Consider the following 14,494-nt stretch of genomic DNA (forward strand, 5'->3'; position numbering starts at 1 on the left):
CGGGTTAAACCGGCTATCTTCAGAAGATATTGGAAGACAAATAGCGATCGCCGCGGTCACAAATAATCGCCACTATTACGGCATTATCGTGCTGCTCGGCCAACTGTATTGCCGCATGTACGGCACCGCCGGAGCTGACGCCGGCAAAGATGCCTTCTTCGCGCGCTAAGCGGCGCATCGCAGTTAACGCATCCTGCTGGCTGATATCAATAATCTGATCGACGCGGCTTTTATCAAAGAAGCCCGGCAAATAGGCCTCGGGCCAGCGGCGGATACCGGGAATGCTGGCACCTTCAGCCGGTTGCAGGCCAATAATTTGGATCGCCGGATTTTGTTCTTTTAAGTAGCGCGACACGCCCATAATGGTGCCGGTGGTGCCCATGCTGGACACGAAATGGCTTACTTGCTGCCGGCTTTGCTGCCAAATCTCCGGCCCGGTGCCGGCATAGTGCGCTGCCGGGTTATCCGCGTTATTAAACTGGTCCAGCACTATGCCTTTACCTTGTGCCTGCATCTGCAGGGCTAAATCGCGCGCGCCTTCCATGCCTTGCTCTTTAGTGACCAGTATCAACTCGGCGCCATAAGCGCGCATACTGCTTTTGCGCTCTTCAGTAGCGTTATCCGGCATAATCAGCGTCATGGCATAGCCTTTAATCGCCGCCGCCATTGCCAAAGCAATACCGGTATTACCGCTGGTGGCTTCAATAATGCGATCGCCGGGCTTTATAGTGCCGCGCAGTTCGGCCTGCACTATCATATTCAGCGCCGGGCGATCTTTTACCGAACCGGCCGGGTTATCGCCTTCCAGCTTTAACAATACGGTACTGTTGGTATGCGCCGCCATGCGCTGCAATTTCACCAGCCGGGTGTTGCCAATGGTGTGTTCAAGAGTAGGAAAAGTCATAGCCAAAGCCGCCGGGTTAAAGAGGAAAACACTGCCGCCAGTGTAGCCCAAAGCCAGCTGGCTGTTAATGCTTAAGCGCTGAGTTGCCAATAGCAGGTTATTGTCAAACCAGGCAAAGCAGGCTAGGTTGTGTGGTTGACAGCTTTTATTTTCATAAAGGGATCTGAATGAAAATCATCTTATTTTTTATAGCGTTAATTTGCCCTTTGTCCGGCTTTGCCGATACGGCAGATACTAGCGTCACTAAACGCTCAGCTAATGCCTATATATTAACACCGGCGTATGCGACCAATATCGGTTTGTTTAACACCGCAAAAGGAGTAGTGCTGATTGACCCGATGCCGGGCGAAAATCAGCTGGAGGCGTTAAGTGCGCAGGTGAAGAGTATCTTTGCTAAGCAAGTAACTTATATTCTCAACACGCATGAGCATAGTGATCATAGCGGTGGCAATGCCTATTTTATTGCCGCTGGCAGTGAGTTGATACAATCTACAGCTGCTTTCGCAGATTTTGACAGCATGACAGTGAAATCACACACTGCCAACGATGCCATCTTTGTGCATAAGCCTAGCAATACTATTTTTGTCGGCGATATTTATACCACCAACTGGCACCCGACGTTTTATGCCGGAGGCGTAGCCGGTTTTGTCGCCGCTGTCGATACCATCTTAAACTTAGGCGATGAAAACAGCCTTATCGTACCGGGCCACGGTAAACCAACCGACAAGCAGCAGCTTAAGCTGTTCCGGCAAAACACCCTGCAGTGGGTTGCACAAGTAAAAGTGCTGCACGATCAGGGCCTGACAGTCAGTGAGATTAAAAATAACGCTGAAATACAGCGCATCCTGAGCAAGTTTAACCCGGAACATAAAACGGATTTTATTCCGCAGCCTGCCGTTGAACGTTTTATCGAAAGAACGCTGACAGTCATCGAAAAGGGTGTGTAACAACGCCGTGTTACTGAGCCGACTGATATCGGTTTAACAGCGTTGTTGCCGGCGCGAACCTATTTTTGGCTTAGCCGCAGCAAATTATCGCAGATCACTGCTGCCGCTATACCCACATTCAGTGACTCTGCCTCACCAAAGGCGGGAATGGTAATTTTACGGCTGATCACGCCCTCTAACTCTGCGCTGATACCGTTGGCTTCGTTACCCAGTACGATAAAACCGCCTTGTCCGTTTAGCTTAAGGCTGTGTACTGACTCTCCACCGAGGTAAGCGCCGTATACCGGCAGTGTGCTGTGTGCCAGCAGCGGCTGTAGCGGCTGATAATGCAGTTGCACCCGTAAAAACGAGCCTTTGGCGGCGGCAATCACCTTGGGGTTGTAGCAGTCAGCAGTATCCGGCGAGCAGACAATATGTTTAATGCCGTACCAGTCGGCAATGCGGATAATAGTACCCAGGTTACCCGGGTCATTGATCTGATCCAGCACCAACACAAAGCCGTGGCTATGCGGCACAAAATCGCTCTGTGCCGGCATTTTCACCACCGCCAGCGCAGCATCATTGCTGCTAAAAGTGCCCACTTTTACCAGTTCATCGGCGCTGCATTGTTGCACCAGTGCCGCTGTGGTTACTTGCTGCGGGTGACGCTGTAAAAAGTTGTCGGTGGCAAAAACAGCTTCTACCTGCCAGCCGGAGGCCAGCAATTCCAGCACGGCTTTTTCGCCTTCAACAAAAAACAGTTGTTCGGCTTTGCGGTATTTTTTTTGCTGTAAGGAGCGGATTAACTTGCTCCACTTCTGGCTGATCATTTAGCGAATACCTGTTTACCATTAACGTAGGTTTGCTCTACCTCTACCCGCCATAATTGCTCGGAGGGAATATTGTAGATATCGCGATCTACCAGGATAAAGTCAGCCCAGCTACCCGGCGCCAGGCTGCCCATGCTGGTCTCCTGAAAAGCGCCATAAGCGGCGTCAACAGTAAAAGAGCGTAGCGCTTCAGTTAAGCTGAGTTTTTGCTCCGGCAGCCAGCCACCCTCCGGCTGGTTATCCTGGCTTTGCCGCGTAACCGAGGCATGAATGCCATGAAAGGCATTGGCCAGTTCGACCGGAAAATCCGAGCCGCCAACAATAATGCTGCCCTGATCAATAAAACTGCGCCAGGCGTAAGCACCACGCAGCCGCGCTACACCTAAGCGATCGCCGGCCATATTTTTATCTGAGGTAGCATGCACCGCTTGCATCGCTGGCAACACCTGCAGTTTGGCAAAGCGCGGTATATCTTTGGGTGACACAATTTGCGCATGCTCAACCCGATGCCGGCTTGATTCGCGTTTATCTGCCGGCACCAGCTGTTCAAAGCGGTCCAGCACTAAGCGGTTGGCTAAATCGCCTATCGCATGCACATTAGTTTGAAAACCAGCATCTATCGTCATTTGCATAATTTGCGTTAATTGGTCCGGCTGAGTTACCAGCAGGCCTGTTTGCGACGGCTGGTCGCTGTAGGGTTCGATCAAGGCCGCGCCACGGCTGCCCAGGGCGCCGTCGCCATAAATTTTTACCGAGCGGATATCGAGAAAGTCGCTGGGGTCATCAATAATACCGGCTTGCAGCCACTGCGGTAGCTGCGGGTCGCGCGCCGATAGCATCGGGTAGATCCGCATTGGTAGCTTTTGCTCTGCCGCCAGTTGCTGATACAGCTTTACCGTATCGGTGTCGACGCCGGCGTCGTGCACACTGGTAATGCCCAGCGCCAGCAAGTGCGAAAAGGCCACGTTAAGGGCGCGCAAAGTGTCGTTTTTATCCGGTTCGGGTATATGTTGTGCTACCAACGCCATGGCGTTGTCTATTAATACCCCGGTGGGGTTACCTTTGCTGTCGCGGATAATTTCGCCGCCGGGGGGGTCTATAGTGTCTTTGCTGATCCCTGCCAGCGCCAGCGCTTTGCTGTTAGCCCAGCCGGCATGGGCATCAACCCGGGTCAGGTACACGGGTTTGTCGCTGATGGCCTCATCGAGCAGGGCGGTGGTAGGGAACTGTTTGTCCGGCCACAATACCTGGTTCCAGCCACGGCCGATAATCCAGGGGGCGTCTTTATTGGCCTTGGCAAACTGTGCTACCCGTGTTACGGCGTCCTGTTCGCTGGCGCTGCCGCGCAATTCTGCCTCGGCTAAATATTGCCCCAGCCCCAATACGTGGCCATGGCCGTCGATTAAACCCGGCAGCAAGGTTTTGCCGTTGCCGGCCAGTTGCTTAGCCTGCGGATAGCCGGCTGCTACACTGGCATCACCACGTGCCAATACTTTGCCGCTTGCATCATCAAATACCAGCACGCTGAACTGCTGCAGCTGGCGTTGCTGGTCAAAGCCGTAACCTTTAATATCTGACAGTACCACCGGCGCAGCATTGAGATTGCCGGTAAAAAGGCCGGTAGTAAATAACGCACAAGCTAAGCTGGCAAAGCGCAACATAAGGTATTGTCTCTGTTTGGTTTTGCTGCCAACTATAGCAATAAAACCGCGCCGGCGGAATCCGGCACGGTGGTTCAGTCGGTGTGGTGCTGTGTTGCCTGCTCTATACGCTCGCGCGTATCAGGGTGGGAGCTGAGGTATTTTAACAAGCTGGCAGAACTGCCATCACTATCGCCGTGTTCGCTCAGCAGTGCTGACATGGCATCGGCAAAAGCAGATGGCGACTTACCCAAAGCTTTCAGTTGCTGTAACGCAAACTGATCGGCTTCACGCTCCATATCACGCGAAAAGGCACTTTGCAGCAGCACAGAGCCCGAGCCCAGCAGCAACTCGGCAATGCCTTCCGGGTCGCCAAACAAAATACCAAACACCAAAGCCGCGCCCAGTGACTGTGCCACTAAACGCACACTGTGCTGGCCTTCAACATGGCCGATCTCATGCAACAATACCGCCAGTAACGCATCCGGTTTGTCGTGCAGCAGTTTTACCAGCTCGTCGGTTACTACTACAGTGCCGTCAGGCAGGGCAAAAGCATTGGCACCAAAAAAGTCTGACTTGTACAAATACAACTTATAGTTGCTCTGTTGCAACGGCAGTTGCTGCAATGCCATTTGCCAGTGGTACTGCACAGCGGCCTGTTGTGGTGCCGCTAACTCTGTAGGCTGCAGCACGGTTTTTTGCAAACTGTAAAAAGTTTGCTGGCCCATTTGGCGTTTTACGCTGTCAGGTACCAGGGGCACGGCAGCACTGGCCGCCATCGGCATGGCATACACAATAATCCACCACAGCAACAGCGGCGATAAAAACACCGCTGCAACCATAGCCAGCTTGTGGCTTTCCAGCCAGGCGGCCAGTTTGGCTTTGCCACTAAGCTGTGGCCAGCGAAAGCTGCGGTCATCCGGCACAAATACTGCACCATCGCGTAGCTGCAGTTCTACTGCTAACCCCGGCAGCACAGTACCGAAGCGATAGTCGTCGGCACTGGCCTGATAAAGGCTGCGCTGATCCGCCGCACTAACTATGCTCAGCCTGCCGCTGGCACTGATGGTTGCCACCGCGGCATACAAGATGCTGCTGGCAGCTTGCTGAAATTGCCCGGCAACCCGGTGGCTGGCGTGCATCAGGCTAACGACACGTCAATATCAAATAAGCCGGCCGCTTCTTCGCCAAAGGCGCTGCTGCTTTGTTGTACTTGATCAACCAGCGAATCGGCTTGTGGATACACCGCTACCGTAGTCACGCTTGCCAGATAGCTGGCTTTACGGATCCTGGCCCACGGATATGCCAGGCCTAAGGTGACAATAATCGCCAGCAAATTGGTGATGGTTAACCATAAAAACGGCATGACGCGGGCTTCAGATTTGAACTGTACAATCTGTGGCAATGCAGTGCGCTCGAATAAATGGTTGCGGATCATAGTTTGATAAATGGCACCACTGAGGGTCAGCATTAAAAAGTACATGACAAAAATCAGAAAGCCGGTGACACCGAGCACACCATTTAAGCTACTTTCGGTACCGAAGGCTGTGGCGCCAATCACCAGTGCTGAGATAACACTGAAAGCGATACCGACACACACCACAGCGGCGATGGCCACCAGGGCAGCGATATAGTAATTGCCGGTTTCAGTGTTGGCCTCAAATTGCTTACCGCCATAACTGATATTGCCGTAAACAAATTGGTCCATCCGTTTCAATACCCACGGCATGGCCAGATACAACGTGAATGCTGCCAGCACCGGCAACAAGACAAAGTGCTTAAAGGCGCCGGCATAATCACCGTTAAAAGCAAACCGCACATTGCGGTAGCTGGTCATACGCATATTGAATTTTAAACTTTGCACAAGTAACCATGGCGAGGCAATTAAAAAAGCCAGCGCTAATATCACCGCAAGTATTGGCGATACAGCGGATAACACAAAAAACAAAGCAAAGATAATGACTGCAATAATGCGGCCTTTTAAAATTTGTATCGGGCTGGCCAGGTAACGGAACGATTGGTTTTCTATACTGGTGTGGCCATAAAAATACTGATTGGTGCGTACTTTAGCCCAGGCACTGTAGATACCCAAGGTAACGATGCTGAGTAACAGATTGACGATCCAAATACCAAAAAATTCACCGGCCTGGCCGCTGAAGGCTACTTTGCTGATGCGCGCCTGGCTGAGCTGTGGCGCGGTGGTGCCGAAGGTGTTTTCCATATAACTGCTTCCTTTTTGTTGCTGCTGTGTAAAATAAAAGCGGCATTATAGCTGGCAACAATATGTAGTTGGCAATAGTTTTTATTTATTATTTAACAAGGTAGTGGCGCAATTGAATCGTCAATTGCGCCATGCCTTAGTTTATTGCTTGGTTAAGGGCTGTCGGTTCTGTAAAGCGTAACATGCCGCTTAGAAACTGCCGCGCACGCCCAGCGCCAGCTGAGTACCAAAACGTTCCAGATAGTTCACCTGATCTTCGCGTTTGACATAACCCCGGTAGCGGCTGTTGGTTAAGTTGGTTGCTTCAACAAACAGTGTAAGTTTGGGCATAATGTCGTAGCTGAAACTGGCATCTAACTGGCCGTAGTCGGCAATCCACGACGGGCCGCCCCAATCTTCAGGGTTGGTAACAAACTTAGAGCGCCAGTTATAGGCTAAGCGGGCTTGCACGCCATATTGCTCATAATACAGCACGGCGTTGTAAGAGCTTTCCGACATACCCTGAAATGGCAGATCTTTGGCTTTTAATGCCGGTTCATCATAGCTGCTGTCAACAAAGGTATAGTTCAACTGAAAACCCAGGCCGTTAAAGGGCTCGGGTAGCCAGTCTTGCAATGATTGTTGCCATGCCGCTTCATAGCCTTTGACTGTGGCGCCGTAGTCGCCGTTAACGGAGGTCGTCACCAGATAATCGGTGCCGGCCACATTGGCAGCAAATTTGTCCTCAGTGACAAAAGACTTTATATCTTTCACAAAGATACCGCCGCTTAATGCGCTGCTGTCACCGTAATACCACTCCAGGGTTAAATCTGCCTGGCGCGCTTCTTCCGGCTTTACGCCCGGGTTACCCATAGCCAGCGTCGGTAAGCCCTGCTCGCGGGTGGTAAAATTTGGCGCCGCCCAGGAACGCAGATAATACAATGCCGGCCGGCTTAACACTTCGGCGGCGGAGATCCGCATTAGTAAGCTGTCGGTCAGGTGCAGCTTAAAGTTCAGGCTGGGCAGCACATTAGCGTAACTGTCACTGTAGCTTACCGGTAATACCTGGCGCCAGTCGTTGTTGATGGGTTGGCCTTCACTGTCCAGTACCACTTTGCTTAAGTCGTAGCCAAAGCCGCTGGAGGTGACATCGGTTTTGCCGGCACGCAGGCCAAGATTTAACATATACGGCAGGCCGAACATGTCCTGTTCTATAGTCAGCTGCACAAAGGCGGTACTGACAGCTTCTTCTACCTGATAGCTACCGGCGCGGTTTGGCACCGCCACTATGCTGTTATCTGCGGCTTCGGCGTTCAGGCTGCGGTAGTACGCCAGCAGTTTGTCGTAATCAAAACTGGGCCAGGGCTCGGGCGATATGCTGTTTTCGCCGTCGAGGAAGTTATCAAAATTAGCCGGTACAAACACATCAGCCGGAATTTTGAATAACTCAAACTCACCTTTGGTAAAGACACTGCTGTTATCAAAGCTATAGCCATCCCGGGTCAGGTAAAAGCCGCCGCGGCTAAACTGGCTGGGGTTGGCAGAGGCAAACTGGCTCTGGCTTTTAGTCTGTTTAACATAGTGCAGGCCGGCATCAATTTTACTGATCAAGCCTTCCAGCGGCACATAGTTGCTTAGCAGCTTCAAATCAGTGATTTTATCCTCTACGCCGGTACCGGAGTTGTAACTGTAGTGGGCACCGTAATCCTGCTCTGCTGTCAGGCCGGGGCTGATAGTGACATCAGGCAGGATATTGCCTGTGCTGTAATCGATGTCGATAGCATCGACAAAACCGCGGGCGACGATAAAACGGTTATCACCGGCGTTCTGGTTCTTGGCTGCCGAATAAGCGCCATCCAGAGTAACAGACCACTGCGGCGTCAGCTGATACAGCGCATTTAAACCCAGCTGATAGGTGTCGGTTTTGCGCGGGCTGCTGATATTCAGCAATTCCACCATAGTGTTTTCGCCGGTCTGGCGCATTTTAATTACCCGGTTTAACTCGTCAAATTCGGCGTCGCTGAACAACGGCGTGCCCGGTGTCCAGTCTTCATCGTAATTGACAAAGCCGATCTGGTAACGGTTGCCGTCGGTGTTGTAGCGGGAATATAAGGCGTCAAAATTCAGGTCCAGCTTATCTGTCGGACGCCACTGCAGTGCCAGGGTAGCGCCTAAGCGTTCACGGATGTCTTGCGCGTTGGCAAAATACATATAGCTGGGGATCTTCGAGGCATAGGTTTCGTTTGCATCAATTACGCCGTTATTGTTGGTATCCACCGGCACGCCGGCGCTATCCACGCCCCAGCCTTCATCTTCGTCAAAGAAGCCTGATGCTGAATAGGTGTCGGCGCGCAGGGTTTTACGCGAATACACCGCAGAAAACAGTGCGCCAAAACGGCTGTCAGCGGTTTTGTCACCGATAATCAGCGATGCATGCGGATGCACGTCTTCAGTACGGGATTCATAAATACCTTTAGCTGATGCGGCAACAGTGCGGCCGTCCAGTTGCAGCGGTTTACGGGTTTCAATATCAATGACGGCACCTATACCGCCTTCCGGCAGCTGGGCTTGCGGTGATTTATACACTTTAAGTACGCTAACCAGCTCGGAGGCGATAGTGTCGAAGTTAAAATCCCGGCCGGCAAATTCTGATGCCAGTTTGCGGCCATTCAGTGTGGTGACGTTATAGCCACCGCCTAAGCCACGTACCAGTATATTCTGGCCTTCACCGCCATTACGGGTAATGGTAATGCCGGGAATACGCTGTAGCGCTTCGGCCAGATTTTCATCCGGAAACTTACCAATATCGTCAGCTACCACCAGATCAACCACGCTGGTGGCGTTCTGTTTCTGAAATAACGATTCTTTAATGCTGCTGCGGATCCCCGATACCTGGATACGCTCTACATCTTGCTCGCTACCGGTTTCGCTTTGTTGCTCAGCGTTAACCTGAGTGCTGAGTGCCAGGCCGATGGCCAGACTGAGTATGGCTGGTTTTGCTGTGATGCTGTTCATTCTTCCCCCGCTGTTGTTATTAGTACGGCTGTTGCCATTTTCTACTTTGTAACGAAAGCAAGTGAAGGTGCTATTGCTTTCTTGTATTTACTTATAGCGCTAAAAATAGACAATGATCAATAACGAAGTGCAAAAAAACTTTTATTTGTTTTCGAAATGCGGCATGCTAAGGTAAAGTGAAAGTGATGTCAGCCAGGCGAAAGCCGCTAATAGCGGCATGTGAACAGGCCTGGCAGCGGATACTTGCCGCTATTGCTTGTTTCGAAAGCTTTTGAAAGCTAAAGCCGCATGCTATGTTCGGCATAGTGAAAGCAAACTGACGGAAAATAGCATGGACATGTTAAATACCATTGAACGACAGCAGGAAATTGTCCGGCTGACGCAGCAACAGGGCAAGGTGGCAGTAAAGCAACTGGCGCAGCATTTTGCGGTGTCGGAGGTGACAATTCGCAGCGATTTGGCGGTGCTGGATCAGAAAAAACTACTGGTGCGCTCCCGCGGCGGTGCGCTGATTAACAGTGAACTGAGCCGCGAGCTGTCACTGAAAGAAAAACGGCATTGTTACTCGGCATTAAAACAACAGCTGGGCCAGGCAGTGGCGGCGCTGATCCATGACGGTGACAGAGTGATCTTGGACTCGGGCACGACCACCCAGCAGGTGGCAGCGAATTTAAGCCAACGCCGCGATCTGATCGTGATGACCAATGGCTTAAACATTGCGATGGAGCTGGCGCAGTCAGAAGACGTGGAAGTAATGCTGACCGGCGGCCTGCTGCGAAAAAAATCGATGTCGTTTTATGGCAGTGTGGCAGAGAAAAGTCTGCGCGATTACAACTTTAACAAGCTGGTGCTGGGGGTGGACGGTTTCGATTTACGCGCCGGTTTAACCACCCATTTTGAAAAAGAAGCCAGTTTAAACCGGCTGATGTGTGAGATTGCCAACGAGATCATTGTCGTGACAGATTCGTCCAAATTTGAGCAGCAGGCCTTTCATGTGATTTGTGCCAGCCGGGCGATACACACTTTGGTAACCGACTGCGGCATTCCGGAGCACTATGCCGAAGAATTAACCAAACAGGGTGTGCAATTGCACCTGATAGATAAAGCTAACTTGTAACAGGGGATTGGTATGTCAGGCTTAAACCGTCGTTCATTTTTAAAAGCATCAATGGCCACTGCAGCTCTGGGGGCGCTGGCGTCTTGTGCCGGCAGCGGCGCTAATACCGGTTTTACACCCAAAGCTAAGGGGAAATCGGTAATGGGGTTGGTGGTGCCGGCAATGCATGAGGTACGGGTAGGCCTGATTGGTGTCGGTGAACGGGGTTCAGGTTTTGTGCATCATTTCAGCAAGATTGCCGGTGCCCGCATTACCGCAGTCTGTGATCCTGACGCTAAGGTATTAAAACGCGCCAAAGATATTGTCAGCCGCTACGGCCGCGATACTCCGGCTTATTACAACAAGGGCGAATACGGCTACCGTGAGCTGCTAAGCCGTGACGATGTTGATATTGTGATTATCGCCACGCCGTGGCAGTGGCACCACCCGATGGCTAAAGATGCGATGTTGGCCGGCAAGCATGCCTTTGTTGAAGTGCCGATGGCGCTGACATTAGAAGAAATGTGGGATCTGGTAGATACCTCTGAAGCCACGCAACGCAATTGCATGATGATGGAAAACGTCAACTACGGCCGTGATGAACTGATGGTGCTGAATATGGTGCGCCAGGGCGTGTTTGGCGAACTGCTGCACGGCGAAGCGGCATATATCCATGAGTTGCGCTGGCAGATGAAGGAAACCGAGCGTAAAACCGGCTCCTGGCGCACTCATTTCCATACCAAACTGAACGGCAATATGTACCCGACGCACGGTTTGGGGCCGGTCGCGCAATATATGAATATTAACCGCGGTGACCGCTTTGACTATTTAACCTCGGCCAGTTCGCCGGCGCTGGGCCGGGCAGCCTATGCCAAACGTGAGTTTGCTGCCGATCATCCGCGCAATCAACTGAACTATATTCATGGTGATATCAATACCAGCATTATTAAAACGGTAAAAGGCCGCACCATCATGGTGCAGCACGATACCACTACACCGCGGCCTTACAGCCGGCATAATTTAATTCAGGGCACCAATGGTGTGTTTGCCGGCTTCCCGAACCGCATTGCGCTGGAGCAGGGCGGCAGTGGTAATTTTCACCACTGGGATCAGGATATGACGAAGTGGTACGCCCAATATGACCACCCTTTGTGGTTACGCATGGGCAAAGAAGCGGAGCAGAATGGCGGCCATGGCGGCATGGACTTTTTAATGTGCTGGCGGATGATTTATTGCCTGCGTAATGCCGAGCCGCTGGATCAGGATGTCTACGACGGTGCCGCCTGGTCTGCAGTTCTGCCACTTTCAGTGGCGTCGGTGGCTGATCGCAGTAATTCAAAAGATTTCCCTGATTTTAGCCGTGGCGCCTGGCAAACCGGTAAACCCCTGGGCATAGTGGGTTAAGGAGCAGCTATGTCAGCATTAGATTCCTCCGCTGCTGCAGTGTCAGCCCTGCGTGTTGTGCTACAGGCAAACAAAGCCGGTGCGCAACAAGGTATTTATTCGGTGTGTTCTGCCCAGCCTTTGGTATTAAAGGCGGCGCTGCGCCGGGCGCGGGCAGATCAGTCGCTGCTGCTGGTAGAGGCAACGGCCAATCAGGTAAACCAGTATGGCGGTTATACCGGTATGCAGCCGGCAGATTTTATCCGTTATGTGTCAGAGTTGGCTGCTGCTGAAGGTGTGCCGTTACAGCAACTGATTTTCGGTGGCGACCATCTTGGCCCGGTAGTGTGGTGCAAACAAAGCAGCGAAGTGGCATTGGCGCAGGCGGAACAACTTATCGCGGCCTATGTCCGCGCCGGTTTTTGCAAAATTCACCTTGATACCAGTATGCGCTGTGCAGACGACCCCGCGCTGTTAAGCGATGAGCTGATCGCGGCGCGGGCCGCACGGCTGTGTCAGGTTGCCGAGCAGCATTGTGTAGCCGGGCAGCAACTGTGTTATGTCATTGGCACCGAAGTACCGGCGCCCGGCGGCGTAACCGAGCTGGAACACCATGTCGCAGTAACACCGGTGGCAGCGGTGGATAAAACCTTGCAAACCCACCGTCAGGCATTTTTGGCCGCCGGTCTGGGTGAGGCAGTCTGGCAAAAAGTACTGGCAGTAGTGGTGCAGCCGGGTGTTGAATTTGATAACAGCAAGGTGCAGCTGTTTAAACCTGAGGCGGCGGCCGCGCTAAGCCGCTATATCGGCCAGCAGCCACAACTGGTATACGAGGCGCATTCTACTGACTATCAGTTGCCGGAGCTGTATGCCGGCCTGGTTAGCGGCCATTTTGCTATTTTAAAGGTCGGTCCGCAGCTGACCTTTGCGCTGCGCGAAGCCTTACTGGCGTTGGCCCATATTGAAAGCTTGCTGCTGCCGGCGGCAGACTGTTCCGGTTTAGCCGGACACTGTAGCGCGCTGATGCAACAGCAACCGGACTACTGGCAGAGCTTTTATACCGACAGCAGTGCGCTAAGCTGGCAATTACTGTACAGCTTCAGTGATCGTATTCGTTATTACTGGCCACAAGTGCAATTACAACAAGCGGTTGCCAGGTTACTACGTAATTTAAACCGGCCCGTGCCACTGCCGCTGCTTAGTCAGTATCTGCCGCTGCAGTATCAGGCTGTGTTGCGTGGCAAGCTGGACAACAATGGCGAAGCCTTGCTGCTTGATAAAATAGACCAGGTGCTGGCTGACTATGCCACAGCCTGTGGCATGAGTATTACACAAGGAGCTGACGCTGATGTTAGCCACTGATATCCCCGAACAACAGTTATTAGCCGATCCGGCCCAATTAACCGCAGCCGGTGCTGGTTGGACGGCGCGTGAAATTTGCCAGCAACCACGGCTGTGGCAGCAACTGGCTGAACAACATCGCGGTTTTGCTGCGCAACTGACAGCCTGGCTGTCGCCGTTGTTGGCACAGCCACAGCTGCGTATTATTTTTACCGGTGCCGGCACGTCGGCTTACATTGGCGAAGCCCTGGCTGCTTATATTCAGCAGCAACTACCGCTGGCCGGGCAACGGGCAGAGGCTGTCAGCACCACCGATATTGTCAGCCACCCACAACTGTATTTAGGCAGTGAATTGCCAACCTTGCTGGTGTCTTATGGCCGTTCGGGCAATAGCCCGGAAAGTGTGGCGGCGGTGCAACTGGCAGACCAGTTGCTGCCAAACTGCCGCCATCTGCTGATCAGTTGTAATGCAGAGGGCCAGCTGGCGCAATACGCGCGCCAGCATCCGGCCAGCAGCCTGCTGTACTTAATGCCTGACGCGGCGCATGACCAAAGCTTTGCGATGACCAGCAGTTTCAGCTGCATGTACCTGGCCACGCTGCTGACTTTTGCGCCCGACCAACACGCGCTTAGCGGCAGTATAGCGCTGGCGCAACAGATACTGCACAGCCGGCTGGATCAGATCCGTGCCCAGGCGTTGCAACCCTGTCAGCGGATGGTGTTTTTAGGTGCCGGTCCGCTCAAAGCTATCGCGCAGGAGGCGGCATTAAAATATCTGGAACTGACAGCGGGCAAGGTGCTAAGCAGCTTTGAGACGCCGCTTGGTTTTCGCCATGGCCCGAAATCGCTGGTGAATGCCGGTACGCAAATCCTGTTGTTACAGTCTGCAGACAAGTACAGCCGGCAATATGATCTGGATTTACTGCGTGAGCTGCAGCAGGACAAACAGGCATTGGCTATTGATTTGCTGTCGCAGGATCAGTTTGCTACAGACGCTGCGCTGGCTGACGTTTGGCTTGGTTTACCCTTTGTGCTCTGGTGTCAGACGCTGGCATTTTATAAAGCGCTGCAACTGGGCGTGTCGCCGGATAACCCCTGTCCCGGTGGTCAGGTAAACCGCGTGGTGCAGGGTGTTACGCTGTATCCTTTAACGGAGTAA

At 52.6% G+C, this 14,494-nt stretch carries 11 protein-coding genes; 5 read left to right on the plus strand and 6 right to left on the minus strand.

Going from position 1 to position 14,494, the window contains the following annotated elements; genetic code table 11:
* Positions 1-19: 19 nt before the first annotated feature.
* Positions 20-904: a cysteine synthase CysM gene (gene cysM / locus ACTZWV_RS01745; protein WP_444784886.1), complete on the minus strand. Its 885-nt coding sequence runs from the start codon at positions 902-904 to the stop codon at positions 20-22.
* 167 nt (positions 905-1,071) lie between these two features.
* On the opposite strand from cysM, the gene ACTZWV_RS01750 reads away from it, so the two are divergent.
* Complete coding sequence (locus tag ACTZWV_RS01750; protein ID WP_444784887.1) at positions 1,072-1,851, plus strand: MBL fold metallo-hydrolase; 780 nt, start codon at positions 1,072-1,074, stop codon at positions 1,849-1,851.
* A gap of 59 nt (positions 1,852-1,910) precedes the next feature.
* Here ACTZWV_RS01750 and ACTZWV_RS01755 read toward each other — a convergent pair whose 3' ends face one another.
* The 5 genes from ACTZWV_RS01755 to ACTZWV_RS01775 all read right to left on the minus strand — a co-directional run bounded on the left by ACTZWV_RS01755 (position 1,911) and on the right by ACTZWV_RS01775 (position 9,515).
* Positions 1,911-2,660, minus strand: a complete 750-nt coding sequence (locus ACTZWV_RS01755; protein ID WP_444784888.1) for a TrmH family RNA methyltransferase — start codon at positions 2,658-2,660, stop codon at positions 1,911-1,913.
* A complete protein-coding gene (locus ACTZWV_RS01760) occupies positions 2,657-4,321 on the minus strand; it encodes an amidohydrolase (RefSeq protein ID WP_444784889.1) in 1,665 nt (554 codons plus the stop codon). Before ACTZWV_RS01760 ends, ACTZWV_RS01755 begins: the two co-directional genes overlap by 4 nt.
* A gap of 74 nt (positions 4,322-4,395) precedes the next feature.
* The gene (locus ACTZWV_RS01765) at positions 4,396-5,442 is read right to left on the minus strand and encodes a M48 family metallopeptidase (RefSeq protein ID WP_444784890.1); all 1,047 of its coding nucleotides are present in this window, start codon (positions 5,440-5,442) and stop codon (positions 4,396-4,398) included.
* Positions 5,442-6,521, minus strand: a complete 1,080-nt coding sequence (locus ACTZWV_RS01770; RefSeq protein ID WP_444784891.1) for a YjgN family protein — start codon at positions 6,519-6,521, stop codon at positions 5,442-5,444. The genes ACTZWV_RS01765 and ACTZWV_RS01770 overlap by 1 nt, the downstream gene beginning before the upstream one ends.
* A 189-nt stretch (positions 6,522-6,710) precedes the next feature.
* Complete coding sequence (locus tag ACTZWV_RS01775) at positions 6,711-9,515, minus strand: TonB-dependent receptor (protein WP_444784892.1); 2,805 nt, start codon at positions 9,513-9,515, stop codon at positions 6,711-6,713.
* A 331-nt stretch (positions 9,516-9,846) separates the two neighbouring features.
* Here ACTZWV_RS01775 and agaR point away from each other — a divergent pair, with 331 nt between their 5' ends.
* From agaR to ACTZWV_RS01795, 4 genes are read left to right on the plus strand one after another with little or no spacing between them, the layout of a single operon-like run.
* Entirely contained in the window at positions 9,847-10,632 is a 786-nt protein-coding gene (gene agaR, locus ACTZWV_RS01780; protein ID WP_444784893.1) for a transcriptional repressor AgaR, read from the plus strand.
* A 12-nt stretch (positions 10,633-10,644) separates the two neighbouring features.
* A complete protein-coding gene (locus ACTZWV_RS01785; protein WP_444784894.1) occupies positions 10,645-12,015 on the plus strand; it encodes a Gfo/Idh/MocA family oxidoreductase in 1,371 nt (456 codons plus the stop codon).
* A 9-nt stretch (positions 12,016-12,024) separates the two neighbouring features.
* Positions 12,025-13,356, plus strand: a complete 1,332-nt coding sequence (locus tag ACTZWV_RS01790) for a class II D-tagatose-bisphosphate aldolase non-catalytic subunit (RefSeq protein ID WP_444784895.1) — start codon at positions 12,025-12,027, stop codon at positions 13,354-13,356.
* The gene (locus ACTZWV_RS01795; RefSeq protein WP_444784896.1) at positions 13,343-14,494 is read left to right on the plus strand and encodes an SIS domain-containing protein; all 1,152 of its coding nucleotides are present in this window, start codon (positions 13,343-13,345) and stop codon (positions 14,492-14,494) included. The genes ACTZWV_RS01790 and ACTZWV_RS01795 overlap by 14 nt, the downstream gene beginning before the upstream one ends.

The organism is Rheinheimera sp. NSM (assembly GCF_052380015.1).
In the GTDB taxonomy this organism is placed as follows: domain Bacteria; phylum Pseudomonadota; class Gammaproteobacteria; order Enterobacterales; family Alteromonadaceae; genus Alishewanella.

Excerpts from the sequence above, each read along its gene's own strand:
- ACTZWV_RS01795 (WP_444784896.1), top strand. The coding sequence starts at position 13,343 with ATGTTAGCCACTGATATCCCCGAACAACAGTTATTAGCCGATCCGGCC.
- agaR (WP_444784893.1), top strand. The coding sequence starts at position 9,847 with ATGGACATGTTAAATACCATTGAACGACAGCAGGAAATTGTCCGGCTG.
- ACTZWV_RS01760 (WP_444784889.1), bottom strand. The coding sequence starts at position 4,321 with ATGTTGCGCTTTGCCAGCTTAGCTTGTGCGTTATTTACTACCGGCCTT.
- ACTZWV_RS01775 (WP_444784892.1), bottom strand. The coding sequence starts at position 9,515 with ATGAACAGCATCACAGCAAAACCAGCCATACTCAGTCTGGCCATCGGC.
- ACTZWV_RS01790 (WP_444784895.1), top strand. The coding sequence starts at position 12,025 with ATGTCAGCATTAGATTCCTCCGCTGCTGCAGTGTCAGCCCTGCGTGTT.
- ACTZWV_RS01785 (WP_444784894.1), top strand. The coding sequence starts at position 10,645 with ATGTCAGGCTTAAACCGTCGTTCATTTTTAAAAGCATCAATGGCCACT.
- ACTZWV_RS01770 (WP_444784891.1), bottom strand. The coding sequence starts at position 6,521 with ATGGAAAACACCTTCGGCACCACCGCGCCACAGCTCAGCCAGGCGCGC.
- cysM (WP_444784886.1), bottom strand. The coding sequence starts at position 904 with ATGACTTTTCCTACTCTTGAACACACCATTGGCAACACCCGGCTGGTG.
- ACTZWV_RS01765 (WP_444784890.1), bottom strand. The coding sequence starts at position 5,442 with ATGCACGCCAGCCACCGGGTTGCCGGGCAATTTCAGCAAGCTGCCAGC.
- ACTZWV_RS01755 (WP_444784888.1), bottom strand. The coding sequence starts at position 2,660 with ATGATCAGCCAGAAGTGGAGCAAGTTAATCCGCTCCTTACAGCAAAAA.
- ACTZWV_RS01750 (WP_444784887.1), top strand. The coding sequence starts at position 1,072 with ATGAAAATCATCTTATTTTTTATAGCGTTAATTTGCCCTTTGTCCGGC.